Source organism: Campylobacter sp. 2018MI13, from assembly GCF_018501135.1.
Lineage (GTDB): Bacteria > Campylobacterota > Campylobacteria > Campylobacterales > Campylobacteraceae > Campylobacter_E.
The window spans coordinates 1-20609 of record NZ_JAHCZC010000008.1; the positions used below are offsets into that span (position 1 = coordinate 1).

The window sequence follows — 20609 nt, forward strand, 5'->3', positions numbered from 1 at the left end:
GCAGGAGCAGCAAATCATCTAAGTGAGATGACAGAACAACTAAACAAAAAGCTAAATGAATTTAGAACTTGATTTATTAGCTTAAAAATAAACTTATTATTAGGAATTAGTATGCTAGTTCCTAATATATAATTTATTAAAAAATCTTTTTTAATTCTTCTAAAGCCTTAAATCTGTGGCTAATTTTATTTTTTTCATCTTGACTAAGCTCTGCAAAAGTCTTACTTAATCCTAAAGGAATAAACATACTATCATAGCCAAAACCATTATTACCGCTTTCTATTTTACTAATCGTTCCATCACAAACGCCTTTTGCAAATTCTATCTTTGAATTAGTAATTAAGCATAAAACACAAACAAAACTAGCCTTACTAAAATCAACTCCAACTTTTGTTAATTCAAGGCGTAATTTTTCTCTATTTTTAGCATCTTTTTCATCACTAAAATCATTTGCGTATCTAGCAGAAAAAATACCTGGAGCATTATCTAAAGCCTCAACGCAAAGACCACTATCATCAGCTAATACTGCATAATTTTTCTTATCTTCTTCGCTTAATTTATCCCACAATGCTTTTGCTTTAATTTTTGCATTTTGTTTAAAACTATTTCCATTTTCAATAGGATTAAAATCACTCACAAAATCACTTGCTAAATAAAGCTCACAATTTGTTAATAATTCTTTAAATTCTTTTAATTTACCACTATTTGAACTCGCAATTATTATTTTCATTATCTATCCTTTATAATTTTTAGTATTATAAGTAATAAAAATACCAAAAGGACAAACCATTAAAGATTTAATAATTATTGGAGCTGGAGCAGCGGGATTATTTTTGGCTGCTAATTTAAAAAAAAATGCTTTAATTTTAGAGCAAAATAACGCCGTTGCTAAAAAACTTTTAATAAGTGGTGGTGGCAAATGCAATGTAACAAATGAAAATATCAATATTAAATCGTATTTATGCGATGATTATGATAAATTAAAGCAAAGTTTAGATGAGTTTAGCTATCAAGATAATCTTAATTTTTTTAAAGGAATTAAGTTTAATAAAATTAGAAATAAGCAGTTTTTTGCTCCTAATTCTTCATTAATCCTTGATAGATTATTAAGTCAAAATAAATCAAAAATTATGCTAAATACTAAAGTTTTAGGCTTAGAAAAGGCAAATAATTCTTATAAAATCATCACAAATAAAGGCGAGTTTTTAGCTAAAAATGTAGTAATTGCTACCGGTGGAATTTCTTTTGCTACTTTAGGAGTAAGCGATATTGCATTAAAAATTGCAAAAGAATTTCAAATAGGATTTAGCGAGTTTTTACCTGCTTTAGTGCCACTTACTTTACAAAAAGATGAGTTTTTTATGAAAAATCTTAGTGGAATTAGCATTGAAGTTTGCATTAATGATATTTTTAAAGGTTCTATGCTATTTACCCATAAAAGTATTAGTGGCCCTGTGGTTTTGAGTGCTTCATTGTTTTGGACTAAAGGCAAAATCAAAATTAATTTTTTAAATGATTTTAAAATAGATTTTAGTAGTTTAAAGCAAGCTAGCACACATTTATCTTTACCTAAAGCTTTTATTAAAGAATACTTAAACGCAAATAATTTAAGCGATAAAGCAATGAATAAATATAATTTAGAAGAAAAAGAGATTATAAATAAATTATATAATTATGAGTTCGCACCAGCAGGAAATCTAGGCTTTAATAAAGCAGAAGTTTGTAAAGGTGGAGTTAGCCTAAAAAGCCTAAATGAGCATTATGAAAGCTTAAAAAATAAAGGTTTATTTTTCATAGGTGAATGTTTAAATGTAGCAGGGATTTTAGGCGGATTTAATATACATTTTGCATTTGCTAGTGCAAAAAAATTAGCAAATTATTTAAACAAGGAGTTAAAAGATGATTGATTTATCAAATAATGAAAATACCTTAATAAAGCACGATTTTAAAAGCATTATGAATGATTATGATTTAATGTGTAAATACCCTTGCGATAGCGAGTATTTGCTAAAAGAAGAACTAGCCAAAAAGCATAATGTAAAATCAAATAACATAAGCTTAGGTTGTGGCTCAAGCGATATTATTTATAGAACAATTTGTGCTTTAAATGCAAGAGCAAAAAGCGAAAATAAAGAGCTTAATTTAATAGTTCCTATGCCAACATTTGATTTGGTTTTAAGCATTGCAAAAGCTTTAAAAATAAAAATTACTTATATTTATTTAAAAGATGATTTTATCCTAAATGTAAATGATATAAAACCATTAAGTAACTCATATAATTTAATTTACATTACCAATCCAAACAACCCAAGTGCAAAAGAGCTTAGCCAAAATGATTTAGAGTATTTATGCTCAATTTGTAAGGATAATACTTATATGATTTTAGATGAAGCTTATGCTGAATACAATACTAATTTTATAAGTATTAAAAAATGTCAAAAAAATATAATAATTACTAGAACCTTTTCTAAAATCTATGCTCTAGCAGGACTTAGAATAGGATATGCTATTGCTGAAAATGAATTGCTTTCTTTTATTGATGAGTTTATTTTAATAGACAATATCAATGCTTATGCTTTATTTTGTGCTATAAATGCTTTAAAAGATGAAGAATTTGTAAATAAAGCAAGAGCTATGACCTTAGAAAATAAGGCTAAATTAGAGCAGGTTTTAAATGAATTGGATATTTTTTATTTTAAATCTAATGCTAATTTTATTTTGCATAAAATAAAAAGCGAAAATTATCATAATTTTATGCTAGAAAACGGCGTTAAAGTAGGTAGAAAAATACATAATTATCCTTTATTTAACAGAATTAGCGTAGGAAATATTGAAGAATTAAATGTATTTTTTAAAGCCTTAAAATTAGCAAAAGAAAAAGATTTGGTGTAAAAATAAATTAAGAATTTAATTCTTAATTTATATCAAATAAAGAAGGTGTATAACCACTTAATTTTAAAAGCGAATAAGCTTTAGTGGTTGCTACTCTTCCTTTTGCACTTTTTTCTATGTAATTATTTGCTATCAAATAAGGCTCGATTACATCTTCAATAGTTCTTTCATCTTCGCTTAAAGCTGCTGCAATAGTATTTAAGCCCACTGCTTTTTTAGCCTTGCATAAAAACTCAAGATAATTTAAATCGCACTCATCAAGACCTAATTCATTTACACCTAAACTCTCAAGCGCTAATTTAGCTCTTTTTAAAGTGATTTTTGTTTCATTATTTACTATGGCAAAATCCCTAACTCTTTTAAGAAGTCTAAGGGCAATTCTTGGTGTGCTTCTGCATCTTTTAGCTATTTCTTTACTAGCGTCGTTATCGCAGGTAATATCAAGCTTTAAAGCAGCTTTGCTAATAATTAAGGCAAGTTCATCAGGGGTATAAAACTCTAGCCTACAATTAATCCCAAATCTATCCCTAAGCGGAGTTGAAATTCCACCGCTTTTAGTAGTAGCAGCAATTAAGCAAAACTTAGCTAAATCAATTTTAACGGTTTGAGCTGCAGGACCACTTCCTATTATAATATCAAGACGAAAGTCCTCCATCGCTGGATATAAAACTTCTTCAATAGCAGGGCTTAAGCGATGAATTTCATCAATAAATAATATATCTCCATCTTCAAGATTTGTAAGAATTGCAGCTAAATCTCCGCTTTTTTCTATCATAGGGGCTGCTGTTGTTTTAATATTTACTCCCATTTCATTTGCAATTATATTTGCTAAAGTGGTTTTTCCAAGACCTGCAGGGCCAAAAAATAAAGTATGATCAAGCGGAGCATTTCTTAACTTTGCTGATTTTATAAATACTTTTAAATTCTCTTTAGTTTTGTTTTGACCTACATATTCATCAAAAGTGCTTGGTCTTAGGCTAATTTCATATTTGCTATCATCTTTAAATTGTTCAATTTCAACTATTCTTTCCATTTTTTACCTTAAATAATGTTTGTAAATAATTTGTATAATCTTAGCAAAATATAAAAACGAGTGATTACATGAATAAAAATTTAGGACTTTTAGGGCAATTAGAATTAGAATTTGATTTTGATATCGTTGATGATTTTATGACCCATTTTAATATTTTTTGCGATTCTTTAGAGCCTGTTATTATCGCACTTGAAGATGAAGATAAATATAAAAATAAAGTAAATGAGCTTTTTAGAATGTTTCATAATATGAAAAGCGCTAGTGGTTTTTTAAAAATTAATCAATTCGTAAATATTTGTAAAATTGTTGAAGATGTCTTAGATGAAGCTAGAGATATGAGAGGTCCTGCTAGCGATGAATTAGTAGATTGGCTACTTTTTGTAACTGACCAATTTATGATATACAAAAGAGATTTTAACGATAATAATCCTTATCTATCAGCTTTAAATCCAAAAATTATTCACCTACCACAAAGGCTAAATAAATGAATGCTAAATATTTTATAACAGCTATTGTTTTATTGGTTTTATGTTGTTTGCTTTATTTATTTAAACCTTTTTTATTAACTATTGCAATTGCTGTTTTAATGGCAGTTGCTACTGCAAATCTTCATCATAAAATATTCGTAAAAACAAAAAGAAAATATGTAGCTCCAATAGTTTTAACAACTATGATGTCTTTATTATTTTTTGCTCCACTTGCATACACTAGCTTTTCTTTAGCAAGTTCAATTAAAGACTTAGATATAGCTCAAATTCAAACAACAATTACAAAATTAAAATCAGCAGAATTTAATTTACCAAGCAATTTAGACTACATAGAGCCAAAAGTAAAAGAAGCTTTAAATGAAATAGATTTAAATAATGTAGGTAAAAATATATTAAATTATGCTTCAAATTTTACAAAATCAGGTGTTAAATTCTTTACTGAACTTATATTAATAATAATATTTTATTTCTTCGCAAATTATTATGGAGTAGAACTTGTAGGATTTTTTAGAAAACTTATGCCGCTTAAAAAAAGTGAATTTGAAAATGTATTAGGTGAAGTATCTAATGTAATGAGCGTTGTGTTTTATTCTGTAATTATTACTGCTGTTTTTGAAGGTTTATTATTTGCAGTATTTTTAATGTATTTTGGATATAACGGACTTTTAATGGGTATTTTATATGCAATATCTTCGCTAATTCCATTAATAGGCGGTGCTTTACTTTGGGTTCCTGTTAGTTTATATGAATACTCTCACGGCAATACAGCAAATGCTATAATAATTGCACTTTATTCAATTATTATGATTTCTATTATTGCAGATACTTTTGTAAAGCCATTAATAATTAGATGGATTAATGAAAAATTGTTAAAAACTCCAGCAAATGTAAATGAGCTTTTGATATTTTTTGCAATGATTGCTGGTATTTCTACATTTGGCTTTTGGGGAGTTATATTAGGGCCTGCTATTTTGGCTTTATTTTTATCAGTTGTAAAACTTTATGTATTAATTATAGAAAAGCATTAAATTATTATTTTTTTAATGCTTGGATTTAATCTAACTAAAGCTTCATAAACATTAGTATTAAAATAATTTGCGTATTTTAAAGCATCGTTAAATACGCAGATATTTTCTTTATTAGTATCTTCAATACTAAAGCTATCCATTGAGATTTTGCCTAAAACTTGTTCGTTATTTGCTAATTTAAATTCTTTTAAACCTTTATAATATAAAAGCCCATCTCCATATCCTAAATCATAATTAGCAACTTTTAAATCCTTATTAGATACAAAAATCTCATCATATCCAATACTATCTCCAGCACTAATAATTCTTGAGCTAATTTTTTCAGCCCAAAGACTTAAAACCGGCTTTAAATTAGCCTTTACATCGCAATACCCAAATTGTGCTAAGCCTACTCTAGCAGCCTTATCGTATTCATTTTCATCTAAAAATAAAGTGCTAGAATTTGCAGAGTGAAAAAACACTTCATCAGAATAATTATTCTTTATAAACTCGCACATTTTTATATAAAGTGGTTTTTGATTTTTAATATTATTTGGACTTGAATAATGAGTGAAAGCTGATACTAATTTCAGCTTTTTTTCTTTAATAACTTTTAGAGCTAATTCTAAATTGTTTTCACATATTCCACTTCTATGCATATTAGTATCAAGTTTTAAAGCGACTTTATCTTCATTATTTAAATAATCAAAATAACTCAAATCATTAATAGCTAAAATATAATTATCGCAAGCTTTATAATGCTTTGGAATTTGAGATAGTATTAATATATTTTTAAATTTATTTTGAATAATACTAGCTTCATTTATGTTTTTTACTGCGACATTTTTAATACCAAATTCTAAAGCCAAATCACTAATTATATTAATATCGTGCCCGTAAGCATTGTCCTTTAAAATAATGATTAATTTATCAATGCTACTAACTTTTTTTAAGCACTCATTTAAATTATAAAAATAATTTGCTTTATTAATTGTGATAAATGCCATTATTGCTCCGTTAAGATTGACATTTTTCCATTTACTAATTCAATATATAAAACTTTTTCACCATTAAAAGTATAACTTGAAGTAGCATAATTTTCATAAAAAGTAATCTTAAATATTTTTCTTTGCTCTAAATTAGGATAAGGAATTATATTTATATCTTTAAATTGTATTGTTTTATCCTGCTTTCTACTAAAAATTGCCTTTTTTTGCTCCTTGAAAGCAGATATTTTCGTGCCATCATATTTAATAAACTCATCACTATAATAACTAAGATATGTTTTATAATCATTATTAGTCCAAGCATTTTTCCAGTCAAATAAATTAGCCAATATTAAAGCAATTTCATCAGCATTTGTGCTAACAACGCCTTTTTCATTGATTAATACATATATTTTTTTATTATTTACAATGCCATTAAAATCTAACAAAACATCATTAGTCATTACAACACAACCCTTAGTCTTATAAGCATCATATCTTACATCGCCTTCAAGTGGAAAACCATGAATCCAAATTCCAGAGCCTGTTTTTTTACGAACTTTATCATATAAATTAGGATAGTTTAAAACAAAAGCATAAGGTCCATAATAATTATCAGGTGGAACCATTTTGTTTAAAACTTGATAAGCTCCAATAGGGGTTTTTAAGTCCCCTTCTCTTTCTTTATTACCCATAAGACCTGTTATTACACTTTGCTCGAATTTAGGTGTTAATTTGTTGTTTTTTTCTTCAAATAAAACTAATTTTTGTTTATCTTTATCAACTACTACCACCATAGCATCATCGCTATAGTATCCATATTTTAAATCAAGTCCTTGCAATTGAGTTTGCCAAAACTTAACATCACTAAGTCCAGCTTCAAGTTTATTTTCAACTGCACCTATGCCATCTTTTAAATAAATTTGTAATAAATTGTCTGAATATAAATAAATTGATAATAATAAAATTATGATTTTTTTCACTATTAGCTCCTATAAAAGTTAAGGACTAATTATAAAAAGTAATTTTAAAGCTAAGTTAATACCAAAAATGTTTTTTTGATTATTGCTTTCATTAAGAAAAATTTATTTATAATCCTTATCGTTTTTACTAAAAAGGAGAATTCAATGAAAAAGATATTATTAGCGTTAAGTTTAGGTGCAAGTTTATTTGCAAACAACATAGAAATAAGTGAGCCTTATGTTAAAATTACCCCACCAAATGCAAAAAATTCAGCTATTTTTATGAGTATTAAAAACAACTCAAATGAAGATATAAAATTAGTTGATGCTAAATGTGATTTTGCAAAAAATACAGAAATCCACACTCATATTCACGAAGATGGTATGATGAAAATGATTAGAATACAAGACGCAACAATCAAGGCAAATGATACTTTAGAACTAAAACCAAAAAGCTATCATATTATGCTAATGGATATTAAAGATAGCATTAAAGAAGATACTAAACTTAATTTAGAACTAAGCTTTAGTAATGGCGAAAAAGTTGAATTAAAAGACATTCCAGCAAAATCAATAATTCACGCTCATTAATGAAAAAATTAATATTTTTATTAGTAATAATTGCTATTTTTGCAAGTTTGTTTTATTTTTATCCAAATTCTAAAAAAAGGGAGTTAATCACTACATTAACTCCACTTAGTTGCGATTTAAATGTAAGTGAGTGTGAAGTAGATTATAAAGGTAAAAAAATCATATTTGATTTAAGTCCAAAACCGCTAAAAACCTTAGAAGAAACAAAAGTAATTATTAAAAATTTAGAAGATTTTCCCAAATTAAATGCAAGACTTTATGGGCTTAATATGTATATGGGAGATATTGTAGGAGAATTTGAAAAGATTGATAATGCTTATATTGCAGATATTGTTTTTAGTGCTTGTACTGAAAATACTATGAGATATAGACTAGAATTATTTAATGACAATAAAAGCCTTGATTTATCTATAGATTTTGATGTTAGGAGATAGTATGAAAAAACTAATTATTTTTATTTTTTTAGGATTAATCTTAACTGCTTGTTTTAATAATAAATATGATTTTAATTTAAAAGGAGCAGGTGATAAAACTTATACCCTTAAAGATTTTAAAGGAGATAATTTATTAATTTACTTTGGCTACACATTGTGTGCTGATATATGCCCTACTTCTTTAGCTATTGCCACTAAAGCTTTAAATGAATTAAATAGAAATGATATAAAAATATTATTTATTAGTCTTGACCCTAAAAGAGATACGGCAAATGATATAAATGAATATGTACAATATTTTTATAAAAACTCACTAGGACTTGTGCCTAGCGAAGATGAGCTTAAAAGAATTTCAAAAAACTATGGGGTAAAATATGAGTATATTTATCAAGATAGTGCTGCTGAATACACCGTAGCTCATAGCTCAAGTTTTTATATAATTGATAAAGATGGTAATTTCAAAGGAGAAATAAGCAATTTAACAAATGCGAATGTTAAGAAAAAAATTAGCGAATTTTTAGGTAATAATTAACTATTTACTTTTACAATTCGGTTTTTAAATATATAAAGGAGAAATAATGGCTACTAAAAAAACTAGCGAAAAAGAAACAAAGCAAACAGCTAAAAAAACTACTGCTAAAAAAGAAACGGCTAAAAAAGAAGTAAGTAAAAAAGAAACTTCTAAAGAAGTAGCGAAAAAACCAACTGCAACAAAAGCTGAAAAAGTAGAAAAAGAAGTAGTTGAAGATAAAGCTGTTAAATCTAAATCAAAGGAAACTACATTGTCTAACGAAGTAAGTAAAGTTGAAGAATTACAAAATGAAATTGAAAAATTAAAAGCTGAACTTGGTATTATGAAACAATTCAATAATAATCGTGATAAAAACTCAAGCGATAAAATCTTTATGGAACTTGAAAAATTAAAAGAGATTATTTATGGTTTAGAAGATAGAATTGAAGAGCTTGAATATCAAGTAAGCGAAAAAGACGATTATTAATATTCATTCCGTTTTTCGGAATGAATTAAACTTATGCTATTTACATTTATTCTTTCATTAATTAGTTTTGTTGTTTTAATTATTTTTAAAGGTATTGATTTTACTTATTTAAATTCTTTATATGATTTTATAAGTTTTAAGACACTTGCCTTACTTTCTATGTTTATAGCTGTTAATAAATCCTTAGAATTAATAGGAGCATTTAAGCTACTTGCCTTTTATGTATTAAACAAAATTACCAAATTAAAAACCATAGCAATTTTACTAATACTAATATGTTTTTTTAGCTCTATGTTAGTTACTAATGATGTAGCGTTGCTTTGTTTTGTGCCTTTTAGTATTTATTTATTAAAAGAATTAAAAGCGAAAAAATTTACTATGCAAATCATAATATTACAAACAATAGCAGCAAATCTTGGCTCAATGCTAACCCCATTTGGAAATCCACAAAATTTATTTATATTCACATATTTTCATTTAGATTTTTTAAGCTTTTTTAAAAGCACTTATATTTACTGCTTTATATCTTTAATATTATTATTTATTTTTACCATAAATATTAAAAACAAAAACATAAAACTAAAAAATCTTATAAAAACTCAAATAAATCAAAAATTATTTATCCAAAACCTAGCATTATTTTTCATATCAATTTTATGTGTTAGTGATATTTTAAATATATTTTTAGGCTTTTTTATAGTTTTTATAAGCTTATTTATTAGCAATAAAAAAGCAATTTTTAAAGCTGATTTTTCTCTTATTATAATTTTTATAAATCTTTTTATATTTGTAAAAAATATAAGTTATTTTATAAGTATTAAAGAATTTGATATTTTTTATCTAAGTATATTTTTATCTTGGATTATTAGCAATGTTCCTGCTTGTGTGTTTTTAGCTAGTTTTACAAATGATTATAAAGAATTATTACTAGGGGTAAATATTGGCTCATTAGGGACTTTAATAGCTTCTATGGCGAGTTTAATTTCTTATAAATACTATATTAATTCTTATAAAAATAAAGCTTTTAAATACATAATCAATTTTACTTGGATAAATATTGTATTTTTAATAATTTTAGTAGTTTTTAAAGAATTATCCCGAATTTAATCGGGATAAAATTATTTCGTATTAAAAATAAATTCCTTATCAAAATCAACTTCTACAAAAGATTTCAAATTCCCTTGTAAAATAAGCTCACTAAGTCTTGAATCAATTTCTTGATATATAGTTCTTTTTAAGGCTCTAGCACCATATTCATCACTATATCCTAGATTTAAAATTTCTAATCTTGCATTCTCACTAATACTAAAGCCAATTCCAAGTTCAGCTAATTTATTGCTAGTATTTTTAAGCAAAATATCAACAATTTGTAAGCATAAATCTTTATTTAAAGCATTAAATCCTACTATTTCATCAAGTCTATTTACAAATTCAGGTTTAAAGTATTTTAATAATTCTTTATTTATTAATTCATTTCTTTCTTTTTCATTTTTAATATCTACAAACTTAGCTGCTCCAATATTACTTGTAAATATTATTAAAGTGTTTTTAAAATCAACCCTAAAGCCTTTATTATCACTCAAAGCTCCTTCATCTAACATATTTAAAAATATATTAAAAATATCAGGATGAGCCTTTTCTATCTCATCAAAAAGTAGCACCGAATAAGGTCTATTTTTAACAGCTTCTGTTAATTGTCCGCCTTCATCACTTCCTACATAACCAACCGCAGAACCTATTAAATTGCTTACTCTATAACTTTCAGCATATTCATTCATATCAAAACGAATTAAAGCCTTTTCATCATCAAAAAGCTCTTTTGCAATTGCTTTTGCTAATTCAGTTTTACCAACTCCTGTAGGCCCTAAGAATAAAAAGCTTCCTATAGGACGATTGCTATCACTAAGCCCTGCTTTATTTGCCCTTACTGCACGAGCTAGAGCTTTTATAGCTTTATCTTGTCCTACCACACGAGTTTGTAAATTATTTTCAAGATTTAAGTATTTTTCACTCTCATTGCTTAGTAATTTACTAACCTTTATTCCTGTCATTTTTGCTAAAATTAATGCGACTTGTTCATCATCAACTTCGTTTTTAAGTAAAGTTCCGCTTTGTTTTAACTCTTGCCAATTTGCCTTAGCATTCTCAAGCTCATTTTTAACTTGTGGGATTTTTCCGTATTCAATCTCTCCTGCTTTTTGATAATCTCCTTTATTTTTTGCAATATTTGCTTCATTTTGCAAATTATTAATCTCGTTCATTTTCTTTGAAATTTCAGCAAATACTCTTTGCTCGTTTTCAAATTTCATTCTTAATTTTCTTTCTTCTTCGCTAAATTCACTTAATTCATTTTCAATTTCTTTTAATCTTTCTTTATTTTTTTCTTCGCCTTCCATTAATAAAGCTTCTTTTTCAACTCTTAATCTAACGATATTATTTTTTACATTTCTTAAAGCACTTGGCTCACTTTCAATTTGCATTTTAAGTTCAGCCGCAGCTTCATCTATTAAATCTATTGCTTTATCAGGCAAAAATCTTCCTTGAATATAACGATTACTAAGCTTAACAGCAGCTACTAAAGCTTTATCATTAATACTTACATTATGATGAGCGCTTAATCTTTCTTTAAGACCCCTAAGCATTGCTATTGCATCATTTACGCTTGGTTCATTCACAATTATGCTTTGAAATCTTCTTTGCATTGCAGCATCTTTTTCAAAATATTTTTTATATTCTTTTAAAGTGGTTGCACCAATGGTTTTAAACTCGCCCCTACTTAAAGCAGGTTTAAGTATATTAGCAGCATCCATACTTCCTTCACTTGCACCTGCACCTAATATTGTATGAATTTCATCAATAAAAATTATGATATTAGGATTTGCTTTTACACTTTCAATTATATTTTTAAGTCTTTCTTCAAATTCCCCGCGGTATTTTGCTCCTGCAACAAGTGCTGCTAAATCAAGACTTAATATTTGTTTATTAGCTAAAGAGCTTGGCACTTGTTTATTAGCAATTGCTTGAGCTAGAGCTTCTACTATAGCTGTTTTACCAACTCCTGGCTCACCTAATAAAATAGGATTATTTTTGCTTTTTCTAATTAAGATTTGCATAAGCCTTTCTAATTCATTATCCCTTCCTGTAATTGGGTCAAGTTTGCCTGATTTTGCTAATTCAACTAGATTTGTGGTGTATTTTTCTAATTCTTTATTGCTTATGTCATCTTGCTCTTTTTCGCTAATTTTTCTATCGCCTCTTAAAGCATTTAATTCGCTTTTTAATACAAGTAAATCTAAATAATCTTTTAATAACTCACAAATTCCACCCTTATCACACTCACTAATTATCCACATATCAGTGCTTAAGTAGCTATCACCTTTACTTAAAGCAAATCCAATAGCCTTTTCAAGTGAAGTTAAAAGTGCATTGCTAGGTTTTACATTATTAGCATTTACTCCATCGCTTTTTACTAAATTATCAGCCTTACTTTTTAGCATTAGTGAAATTGCGGTTTTATCTATTGATAATTTATTAAATACTTGATTAAGAATAGAGCTTGAATCATTAGCAATAGCCCATAAAATATGAAATGGTTCTATATTTGGATTTTTATTAAATACACATAAGCTTACTGCTTGACTTAAAGTTTCATTAAATTGATTTGTTAATTTATCTTGAATATTCATATTATCTCCTTTAATTGATATGGTTCGTATTATATTACTTTAGTCTATTATTGTCAAGTATAAAATTAAATTTATCACTTAAATATATTAAGTGCTAAGTTTTTTATTTAAAAATACACATAATTGCTTACTTGTATTTAAAAAATTGCGTTAAAATCACAGCTTTAATCTTAAATCTTATTGGAGCTATCGTGAATTTTAATAAAAAGATATTTTTGTGTGTTGCACTTGGAATTTCGTTGTTTGCAAAAACTGATGAAGAAGCTGAAAGACAAGCATTTTCAAAGCTTATTAAAACTTTTAGAATGATTGAAGCAAATTATGTTGATGAAATCAGTATAGAGCAACTTGTGGATAAATCTTTAGAAGGATTATTGAGTAATCTTGACGCACATTCAGCATTTTTAAATGAAAAGAATTTCAAATCTTTACAAGAAAGCACAAACGGAGAATTTGGCGGTCTTGGAATGACTTTATCAATTAAAGATAATGCAATAACCGTTATTGCACCGATTGAAGGAACACCTGCTGATAAAATTGGTATAAAATCAGGCGATGTTATTTTAAAAATTGAAAATGAAAGCACGATAGGAATGAATCTTGATGACGCAGTTTCTAAAATGCGTGGCAAACCAAATACTAAGATTAATATTACAATATATAGAAAAGGCGAGAAAAAGCCACTAGATTTTACGATAACAAGAGATATTATAAAAGTTGAAAGCGTTTATACTAAAAAAATAGAAAATACAGACTTTTTATACATTAGAATTACAAGTTTTGATAGAAATGTTGTAAGTAAAGTAAAAGACGCATTAGCTATTAATAAGGATATTAAAGGGATAGTAATTGATTTAAGAAACAACCCAGGTGGTTTATTAAACCAAGCTACAGATTTATTGAATTTATTTATTGATAAAGGTATTTTAGTATCTCAAAAAGGAAGAGATGAAAGTGCTAAAATAGATACTTTAGCAATTAAAGGTGCTGCAATAAATACAAAAATACCTATTAGTATAATTGTAAATGGTGGAAGTGCAAGTGCAAGCGAAATCGTAAGTGGAGCTATGCAAGATAGAAAAAGAGCGATTATTGTTGGTGAGAAGACTTTTGGCAAAGGAAGTGTTCAAATGATTAGAGAAATCAATGATAAAGAAGGTATAAAACTAACAATCGCAAAATACTACCTACCAAGTGGAAGAACAATTCAAGCAGTAGGAGTTACTCCTGATATTATTGTGTATCCTGGTAAGGTAAATACTGAAGATAGTGGCTTTAGTATAAAAGAAAGCGAACTTAAAAAGCACCTAGAAAATGAATTAGAAAAAATTGATGGTAAAAAAGAAAACAAAACCGATAAAAATACACTAACTCAAGAGCAAATCAATGAAGATTCTCAATTAAAATCAGCAATTGACGCTTTAAAAATCTTAGTAATTAAAGGAAATTAATGAAAAAAATAATCTTTTTGATATTTGCTAGTATTTTATTTGCAGCTCCATCAAAAGAATTAAGTGTAATGGACGCTCAAGTTTATACAAACCTTAATCAAAATAATGAAGATGCAAATAGTTTTACTAGCGATATTAAAGAAGAATTTAATGATAAAGTAGAACTTGCTATTAATGCTAATTTTTCAAAAAATTCTGTAAAAACTAAAGAAGTTTTTTATATAGATATAACAATTAATTCTAATTACAAAACAAATTTTACTCCGCAAATTAATTTTGAAAAAAGCATTGATATGCAACAATTAAATAAAGATATTAAATTTAATAGCGAAAATGGAATTTATACTACTCGTGTTTATTTTCAAGCAAATACAGCAAATGCTAAACTAAACTCAATTGATGCTAAGTTATTTAGAAATACTCAAGAAGTAGGAAATGCTAAAATCAGCCTAGATAATTTAAAAATTGAAGAATTAAAATTTAATAAAGATTATGTAGAGTTAGTTGCAAGTGATTTAAAAATTACGAATTTAAAATGCACTGAATATGATGAAACTAGCGTTATATGTGGAATGGACGCAAAAGCAAATAACACTAATTTTAATAATTTTTCTTTAAAAACTGCAAAATCGCAAAGCATTACAAATGTCGGAAAAGACTATGAAAATGCAAAATGCTCAATTGCTTTAATTTTTCCTAATAATATGAAAAATTTCTCTTTTTCATATTATGACCCATTAGAAAATAAATTCATAGAATATTCTAATAAAATCATAGTAGAATCTGAAGAAATAAGCACTCAAACAGACTTAAATCCAATAACAAAAGAAATTAATTTTTATTTACAAATTGGAAGCTTAATCTTAGCTGTAATTTGTCTCATAATTGTAGTAATTTTTAAAAGGTTTTTTTCTTTAATAGCACTTGCTATAGTTTTTGTAGCTTTTAGCTTTATTGATGGTGGGAATTTTAGTAGTGCTAAATTAAAATCAGGTGCAAGTGTTAGAATTTTACCAACTAATAATTCAACTATTTTTTATAAAAATAATGACATAAAAGAAGTAAAAATCATAACCAAAAAAGACAATTTTGTGAAAATAGCACTTGATGAAAATACAAGTGGTTGGGTAAAAAATGAAGATATTGAATAAAATCTTAAGTATTTTTCTAGCAATAATCATAGCAATCAGCATTGCTTTTGTAATTGTTTTAATGTTTATTTTCCCTAAAAAAAATTGGGTTATTAGAAAAACTTGGGCAAAATTTATCCGTAAATTGTGCTGTTATAAAATAGAAATAAAAGGCGATTTTAATCCTAACGCAAGAATGATTATCCTAAATCATCGCTCAATGCTAGATATTATCGCACTTGAAGATATATATCCATACGATTTAGCTTGGATTGCAAAAAAACAGATTGAAGAATTATTTTTCTTTGGAAATATCATAAAACTACCTAAAATGATTTCAATAGATAGAGAAAACGCAAGAGATTTTGTAAGAGTTATAAATGAAGCAAACGATAGATTAAATAATAATAGAAACATATCTATGTTTCCTGAAGGAACTAGAAGTGATGGCTATGAATTATTAAGATTTAAAAAAGGTGCTTCAATGCTAGCTACTAAGTTAGATGTTTTAGTTCAACCTGTTGTAATTATTGGTTCAAAAGAGATTTTAGATAGTAAAAGAATAACAATTCACTTAGGTAAAAAACTTACAATAATACCTTTACAACCACTAAAAGCTAATGAATTAGACAATGCAAAAGACTTAATGCAAGAAGCAATTAATGAATATTTCAAGGCTAATGAGTGAATATTTTTATGGTTGCTTTAGGTGGAGCCATTGGTGCTGTTTTAAGATATATTTTAAGCACTTTTATAAATCGTAATTTTGATTTTAAATTCTTTATAGCTGGGACATTAATCGTTAATTTAATAGGCTGTTTTTTGATAGGATTATTTTATGCACTAGCTAAAAATTATGATAGTTTAAGTGAGATAAGATTATTAATAGTAGTAGGATTTTTAGGTGCTTTTACTACTTTTTCATCAATTACTTATGAGAGCATAACATTATTAAAATCATTAGGCTTCGTTGCCTTTAGTGCAAATATTATTTTAAATGTAGTATTTGGACTAATAGCAACTTATATTGCTTTAAATTTTTTTAAATAGGAGAAAATATGGAATTTAAAACCGAAGTAAATCAATTACTTAATTTAATGATTCATTCACTTTACTCAAATAAAGAAATATTTTTAAGAGAGCTTATATCAAACTCAAGCGACGCTATAGATAAGCTAAATTTCTTAAGCCTTAGCGATGAAGCTTATAAAGGAATTAGCTTTAATCCTAGTATTAAAATTAGCATTAATAAAGACGCTAAATTATTAATCATAGAAGATAACGGCATAGGTATGGACGAAGCTGATTTAAATAATAATTTAGGCACAATTGCTTCAAGTGGAACTAAGAAATTCTTAGAAAATTTAAGCGAAGATGCTAAGAAAAATAGCGATTTGATAGGTCAATTTGGTGTTGGATTTTATTCAGCATTTATGGTTGCAAATAAAATTGAAGTTTATACTAAAAAAGCCTTAAGCAATGATTCGTTTTTGTGGAGTTCTGATACAAATGGTTATGAAATCACTAAAACAAATAAAGATAGTTTTGGCACAAAAATAGTTCTACATTTAAAAGATGATGAGTTTTTAAACACTCACACTATTGAAAACCTAGTTAGCAAGTATTCAAATCATATTTCTTATCCGATTTTCTTAGAAAAAGAGATAAGTGTTGGAGAAGGAGAAAACGCTAAAACTGAATTAAAATTCGAGCAAATCAATAAAGCAAAAGCTTTATGGAGAGAAAACAAAGCAAGTCTTAAAAAAGAAGATTATTTAAAATTCTATGAAGGCATAAGTTATGATAGTAAAGAGCCGATTTTATATGTTCATACTAAAAGCGAAGGCGGTTCTTTAGAATATTCAAGCTTATTTTTTATCCCTGCAAATGCTCCACACGATTTATATAGAGTAGATTATGAAAAAGGTATAAAACTTTATGTAAAAAGAGTATTAATTAGCGAAAAAGAAGAGATTTTACCAAGTTACTTAAGATTTGTTAAAGGTGTGCTTGATGTTGAGGATTTACCTTTAAATGTAAGTCGTGAGATACTACAAGAAAATGTAATTTTAAGAAAAATCAAAGAAATCAGCACTAAAAAGATTTTAGGTGAATTAGAAAAATTACAAAAAAATGACGCTAATAAATATGATGAGTTTTATAAATTATTTGGTGCTGTATTAAAAGAAGCATTGTTTGACCCAAGTGCAAACAAAGATGAAATTTTAGCATTATGCAAATTTGATAATAGTCAAAACGATAGTCAAATCACACTTGATGAATATTGTGCTAATTTAGGCGAAAATAAAACTATTTATTATCTAATCGGTGAAAACAAAGAATTATTAAAACACTCACCTTTACTTGAAAGCTACAAAAAAAATGGCATAAATGTATTGCTTTTAAGCGACAAGATTGACCCAATCGTAATTCCTATGGTTCATAAATATAAAGATTTTGATTTAAAAGCTATAAACGAAGTTGATGAAATCAAAAAAGATGAATTAAACGAAGAGCAAAAAGGCTTTTGTGAAAAACTAAGCAAAATATTAGAAAATGATGTAAAAGAAGTAGTTTTATCTAATTCTTTAGAAAGCTCATTATCAAGCTTAGTTTATGATACTAAAGACCAAGAATATATGATGGCTAAAATGATGGCTCAATTTAACGGAGAAAAAATGAATGCTAAAGGCGTTTTACAATTAAATGCAAAACACGAATTAGTAGCAAAACTAATAAACGAAAATAACGAAGATAGCCTTAAAAATCTAGCATTTATAGCTTATGGCACCGCAGCACTTGCTCAAGGCTTAGAATTTGCTAAAGTTAGTGAGTTTAACGAAGCTGTTATAAATCTAGCTAAAAAAGCGTTTTAATGCAAGAAAACAAAGCCTATTTAAGCGAACAAATAATTACTTATTTAGGCAATAAACGCTCATTATTAGGCTTTATTGAAAAAGGCGTAAAATATGCAAAAACCGAGCTTAAAAAAGATAAATTAAGCTCGGTTGATTTGTTTAGTGGTAGTGGCATTGTCGCAAGATTTTTAAAACAACACTCAAACTATTTAATAGCAAATGATTTAGAAAGTTATAGTAAAGCAATCAACGAATGCTATTTATCAAATATTGATAATAATTTTTATAAAGAGCTTGAAATAGAGCATAAAAAACTAAAAGAGCAAATCATTAATAATTTTAATGAAAACGGCTTTATAAGAGAGCTTTACTCTCCTAAAGATGAGCTAAATATCACTCAAAATGATAGAGCTTTTTATACAAATTATAATGCTAGTTATATTGATACAGCAAGATTATTGCTAGAAAATCACAAATATAAAAAATACTTTTTAGCACCACTTTTATATGAAGCTAGTGTAAAAGTAAATACAAGTGGTGTTTTTAAAGGCTTTTACAAAAATAAAAACGGCATAGGAGAATGGGGCGGAAGTGGCAAAAATGCTCTTAGTAGAATCATTGCTAATATTGAATTAGCAATGCCTATTTTTTCAAACCATAATGTGCCTTTTAATGTGTTTTGGCAAGACGCAAATGTTTTAGCAAATGAGCTTGATTGTGATTTATGCTATATTGACCCACCTTACAATCAACACCCTTATGGCTCAAATTATTTTATGCTAAATCTAATTACAAATTATATTAAACCACAAGATATTTCTAAGGTTTCAGGTATTACAAAGGATTGGAATAAAAGCGTTTATAATTCTAAAAAAACAGCTAGCGAAAGCTTTTTTGAACTAATAAACAATCTAAAAGCAAAAATAATTTTAATCTCATATAACAACGAAGGCATAATAAGTGAAGATGAATTTAAAAATACTCTTTTAAAATTTGGTAGCTTAAATATATTAGAGCAAAAATATAATACCTTTAGAGCAAGTAGAAATCTAAACAATCGTAAAATCCATGTAAAAGAGATTTTATATATCCTTAAAAAAATATAAAATAATATATGATTTAATATGCTTAATCATAAAAACTAACTAAAGTCCAGTTGTTATCTACAATTTATACTTTATATAATAAATACTTAAAATCAACATAAATATGTATATTTATAATTAAATAATTTAAATACTCTCTTGCAAATTATTTGTTTATAAAATCAAAAGCTTTATTATTATTGTTTGATAAAAATACTAATTAATAAAAATTATTATTTATATTATCCATAGATATAATATTTAAAATATAATTACCTATGCAAATATTATTTGTATAAATTATTTAAGGAGTTTTTATGAAAAAAATCATTTTTTCTTTACTTTGTTGTAGCAATTTATTAATATCTCAAACTTTTATAGAATTTAACACTCTAGGTGCAAGTATTAAAGATAAAAATAATATTTTTGACAATGATTTATCTAGCACCTTAAACGCAAGTGTATATTTATATAAAATGGATAATTATGATAATGATTTTGTAGGTGGAATAGACTTTAGCCATTTTAATATATATTCAAGGTTTTTTATAGGCAATCAAGGAAGCAAAACTGATATTGATTTATATAATTTCACAGCTTTAGGTGGATATGGATTTTATAATGATATTTACAATATATCACTTTCTTTATTAGGCGGTGTAGGATATGAAAAGGCTAAATATAATTTAAGTAGTGATATTATAAAAAACGCTAATTTTAATAAGAATTTAAAATCAAATCTATTAACGCTAGGAATTGCTGCTAAATCGTATTTGGACAGCAATTTAATACTTGGAATGAGATTATTTGCCAAACACTACACAAACAATAATATAAAAGAAAAATCAGTCCTAGCAGGAGATATATCATTAGGTTATAGTATTTCAAGACAACTTAATGGATTTTATACTCAAGTAAAAGTAGGCTATGACAATAATTTAGTAGGTAAAGGCGTTAATTTTGGAATAGGATTAGGCTATTCATTTTAAAACTTAGGTTTTTTATCCA

General features: G+C 26.6%; 21 protein-coding genes. 16 read left to right on the plus strand and 5 right to left on the minus strand.

Going from position 1 to position 20609, the window contains the following annotated elements:
* Positions 1-136 precede the first annotated feature (136 nt).
* Positions 137-730, minus strand: a complete 594-nt coding sequence (gene rdgB, locus KJQ99_RS01570) for an RdgB/HAM1 family non-canonical purine NTP pyrophosphatase (RefSeq protein ID WP_214117295.1) — start codon at positions 728-730, stop codon at positions 137-139.
* 76 nt (positions 731-806) lie between these two features.
* Between rdgB and KJQ99_RS01575 the strand changes: the two genes are divergently transcribed.
* Both KJQ99_RS01575 and KJQ99_RS01580 read left to right on the plus strand, forming a co-directional pair.
* Complete coding sequence (locus KJQ99_RS01575) at positions 807-1907, plus strand: aminoacetone oxidase family FAD-binding enzyme (RefSeq protein WP_336608411.1); 1101 nt, start codon at positions 807-809, stop codon at positions 1905-1907.
* Positions 1900-2892 carry a pyridoxal phosphate-dependent aminotransferase gene (locus tag KJQ99_RS01580; RefSeq protein WP_214149803.1) on the plus strand — a complete coding sequence of 331 codons (993 nt, stop codon included), beginning with the start codon at positions 1900-1902 and terminating at the stop codon, positions 2890-2892. The genes KJQ99_RS01575 and KJQ99_RS01580 overlap by 8 nt, the downstream gene beginning before the upstream one ends.
* A gap of 22 nt (positions 2893-2914) precedes the next feature.
* On the opposite strand, the gene ruvB is transcribed toward KJQ99_RS01580, so the two are convergent.
* Positions 2915-3925: a Holliday junction branch migration DNA helicase RuvB gene (ruvB, locus tag KJQ99_RS01585; RefSeq protein WP_214117299.1), complete on the minus strand. Its 1011-nt coding sequence runs from the start codon at positions 3923-3925 to the stop codon at positions 2915-2917.
* A gap of 68 nt (positions 3926-3993) precedes the next feature.
* On the opposite strand from ruvB, the gene KJQ99_RS01590 reads away from it, so the two are divergent.
* Positions 3994-4413 (plus strand): Hpt domain-containing protein, encoded by a 420-nt coding sequence (locus tag KJQ99_RS01590; RefSeq protein WP_214117301.1) that lies wholly within the window; start codon positions 3994-3996, stop codon positions 4411-4413.
* Positions 4410-5441, plus strand: a complete 1032-nt coding sequence (locus tag KJQ99_RS01595) for an AI-2E family transporter (RefSeq protein ID WP_214149804.1) — start codon at positions 4410-4412, stop codon at positions 5439-5441. Before KJQ99_RS01590 ends, KJQ99_RS01595 begins: the two co-directional genes overlap by 4 nt.
* On the opposite strand, the gene KJQ99_RS01600 is transcribed toward KJQ99_RS01595, so the two are convergent.
* Both KJQ99_RS01600 and KJQ99_RS01605 read right to left on the minus strand, forming a co-directional pair.
* The gene (locus KJQ99_RS01600; protein WP_214149805.1) at positions 5438-6427 is read right to left on the minus strand and encodes an alanine racemase; all 990 of its coding nucleotides are present in this window, start codon (positions 6425-6427) and stop codon (positions 5438-5440) included. The two genes, KJQ99_RS01595 and KJQ99_RS01600, sit on opposite strands and share 4 nt — an antisense overlap.
* The gene (locus KJQ99_RS01605; protein ID WP_214117312.1) at positions 6427-7389 is read right to left on the minus strand and encodes a L,D-transpeptidase family protein; all 963 of its coding nucleotides are present in this window, start codon (positions 7387-7389) and stop codon (positions 6427-6429) included. Before KJQ99_RS01605 ends, KJQ99_RS01600 begins: the two co-directional genes overlap by 1 nt.
* A 144-nt stretch (positions 7390-7533) precedes the next feature.
* On the opposite strand from KJQ99_RS01605, the gene KJQ99_RS01610 reads away from it, so the two are divergent.
* From KJQ99_RS01610 to KJQ99_RS01630, 5 genes are read left to right on the plus strand one after another with little or no spacing between them, the layout of a single operon-like run.
* Positions 7534-7959 carry a copper chaperone PCu(A)C gene (locus KJQ99_RS01610; protein WP_214120431.1) on the plus strand — a complete coding sequence of 142 codons (426 nt, stop codon included), beginning with the start codon at positions 7534-7536 and terminating at the stop codon, positions 7957-7959.
* Positions 7959-8393: a hypothetical protein gene (locus tag KJQ99_RS01615; protein ID WP_214149806.1), complete on the plus strand. Its 435-nt coding sequence runs from the start codon at positions 7959-7961 to the stop codon at positions 8391-8393. The genes KJQ99_RS01610 and KJQ99_RS01615 overlap by 1 nt, the downstream gene beginning before the upstream one ends.
* A gap of 1 nt (position 8394) precedes the next feature.
* Complete coding sequence (locus tag KJQ99_RS01620) at positions 8395-8925, plus strand: SCO family protein (RefSeq protein WP_214117317.1); 531 nt, start codon at positions 8395-8397, stop codon at positions 8923-8925.
* Positions 8926-8971: 46 nt separating this feature from the next.
* Positions 8972-9391 (plus strand): hypothetical protein, encoded by a 420-nt coding sequence (locus KJQ99_RS01625; protein ID WP_214117318.1) that lies wholly within the window; start codon positions 8972-8974, stop codon positions 9389-9391.
* 33 nt (positions 9392-9424) lie between these two features.
* Positions 9425-10498 carry an SLC13 family permease gene (locus KJQ99_RS01630; RefSeq protein WP_214149807.1) on the plus strand — a complete coding sequence of 358 codons (1074 nt, stop codon included), beginning with the start codon at positions 9425-9427 and terminating at the stop codon, positions 10496-10498.
* An 11-nt stretch (positions 10499-10509) separates the two neighbouring features.
* On the opposite strand, the gene KJQ99_RS01635 is transcribed toward KJQ99_RS01630, so the two are convergent.
* The gene (locus KJQ99_RS01635; RefSeq protein ID WP_214149808.1) at positions 10510-13077 is read right to left on the minus strand and encodes an ATP-dependent Clp protease ATP-binding subunit; all 2568 of its coding nucleotides are present in this window, start codon (positions 13075-13077) and stop codon (positions 10510-10512) included.
* A 155-nt stretch (positions 13078-13232) separates the two neighbouring features.
* Here KJQ99_RS01635 and KJQ99_RS01640 point away from each other — a divergent pair, with 155 nt between their 5' ends.
* The 7 genes from KJQ99_RS01640 (at position 13233) to KJQ99_RS01670 (ending at position 20590) form a co-directional block, all read left to right on the plus strand.
* Entirely contained in the window at positions 13233-14528 is a 1296-nt protein-coding gene (locus KJQ99_RS01640) for a S41 family peptidase (protein ID WP_442862234.1), read from the plus strand.
* Positions 14528-15679 (plus strand): hypothetical protein, encoded by a 1152-nt coding sequence (locus tag KJQ99_RS01645; protein WP_214149809.1) that lies wholly within the window; start codon positions 14528-14530, stop codon positions 15677-15679. The genes KJQ99_RS01640 and KJQ99_RS01645 overlap by 1 nt, the downstream gene beginning before the upstream one ends.
* Positions 15663-16346 carry a lysophospholipid acyltransferase family protein gene (locus KJQ99_RS01650; protein ID WP_214117326.1) on the plus strand — a complete coding sequence of 228 codons (684 nt, stop codon included), beginning with the start codon at positions 15663-15665 and terminating at the stop codon, positions 16344-16346. Before KJQ99_RS01645 ends, KJQ99_RS01650 begins: the two co-directional genes overlap by 17 nt.
* Positions 16343-16708, plus strand: a complete 366-nt coding sequence (gene crcB / locus KJQ99_RS01655) for a fluoride efflux transporter CrcB (protein WP_214149810.1) — start codon at positions 16343-16345, stop codon at positions 16706-16708. Before KJQ99_RS01650 ends, crcB begins: the two co-directional genes overlap by 4 nt.
* Positions 16709-16716: 8 nt before the next feature.
* A complete protein-coding gene (htpG, locus tag KJQ99_RS01660; RefSeq protein WP_214149811.1) occupies positions 16717-18534 on the plus strand; it encodes a molecular chaperone HtpG in 1818 nt (605 codons plus the stop codon).
* Positions 18534-19622 carry a DNA adenine methylase gene (locus KJQ99_RS01665; RefSeq protein WP_214149812.1) on the plus strand — a complete coding sequence of 363 codons (1089 nt, stop codon included), beginning with the start codon at positions 18534-18536 and terminating at the stop codon, positions 19620-19622. Before htpG ends, KJQ99_RS01665 begins: the two co-directional genes overlap by 1 nt.
* A gap of 296 nt (positions 19623-19918) precedes the next feature.
* Positions 19919-20590, plus strand: coding sequence for a hypothetical protein (locus KJQ99_RS01670; protein ID WP_214149813.1), 672 nt, complete (start codon positions 19919-19921; stop codon positions 20588-20590).
* Positions 20591-20609: the final 19 nt, after the last annotated feature.

Excerpts from the sequence above, each read along its gene's own strand:
- KJQ99_RS01635 (WP_214149808.1), bottom strand. The coding sequence starts at position 13,077 with ATGAATATTCAAGATAAATTAACAAATCAATTTAATGAAACTTTAAGT.
- KJQ99_RS01580 (WP_214149803.1), top strand. The coding sequence starts at position 1,900 with ATGATTGATTTATCAAATAATGAAAATACCTTAATAAAGCACGATTTT.
- KJQ99_RS01630 (WP_214149807.1), top strand. The coding sequence starts at position 9,425 with ATGCTATTTACATTTATTCTTTCATTAATTAGTTTTGTTGTTTTAATT.
- ruvB (WP_214117299.1), bottom strand. The coding sequence starts at position 3,925 with ATGGAAAGAATAGTTGAAATTGAACAATTTAAAGATGATAGCAAATAT.
- KJQ99_RS01645 (WP_214149809.1), top strand. The coding sequence starts at position 14,528 with ATGAAAAAAATAATCTTTTTGATATTTGCTAGTATTTTATTTGCAGCT.
- KJQ99_RS01610 (WP_214120431.1), top strand. The coding sequence starts at position 7,534 with ATGAAAAAGATATTATTAGCGTTAAGTTTAGGTGCAAGTTTATTTGCA.
- KJQ99_RS01600 (WP_214149805.1), bottom strand. The coding sequence starts at position 6,427 with ATGGCATTTATCACAATTAATAAAGCAAATTATTTTTATAATTTAAAT.
- KJQ99_RS01590 (WP_214117301.1), top strand. The coding sequence starts at position 3,994 with ATGAATAAAAATTTAGGACTTTTAGGGCAATTAGAATTAGAATTTGAT.
- KJQ99_RS01595 (WP_214149804.1), top strand. The coding sequence starts at position 4,410 with ATGAATGCTAAATATTTTATAACAGCTATTGTTTTATTGGTTTTATGT.
- KJQ99_RS01625 (WP_214117318.1), top strand. The coding sequence starts at position 8,972 with ATGGCTACTAAAAAAACTAGCGAAAAAGAAACAAAGCAAACAGCTAAA.
- KJQ99_RS01670 (WP_214149813.1), top strand. The coding sequence starts at position 19,919 with ATGAAAAAAATCATTTTTTCTTTACTTTGTTGTAGCAATTTATTAATA.
- KJQ99_RS01665 (WP_214149812.1), top strand. The coding sequence starts at position 18,534 with ATGCAAGAAAACAAAGCCTATTTAAGCGAACAAATAATTACTTATTTA.
- KJQ99_RS01620 (WP_214117317.1), top strand. The coding sequence starts at position 8,395 with ATGAAAAAACTAATTATTTTTATTTTTTTAGGATTAATCTTAACTGCT.
- KJQ99_RS01615 (WP_214149806.1), top strand. The coding sequence starts at position 7,959 with ATGAAAAAATTAATATTTTTATTAGTAATAATTGCTATTTTTGCAAGT.
- htpG (WP_214149811.1), top strand. The coding sequence starts at position 16,717 with ATGGAATTTAAAACCGAAGTAAATCAATTACTTAATTTAATGATTCAT.
- KJQ99_RS01650 (WP_214117326.1), top strand. The coding sequence starts at position 15,663 with ATGAAGATATTGAATAAAATCTTAAGTATTTTTCTAGCAATAATCATA.
- rdgB (WP_214117295.1), bottom strand. The coding sequence starts at position 730 with ATGAAAATAATAATTGCGAGTTCAAATAGTGGTAAATTAAAAGAATTT.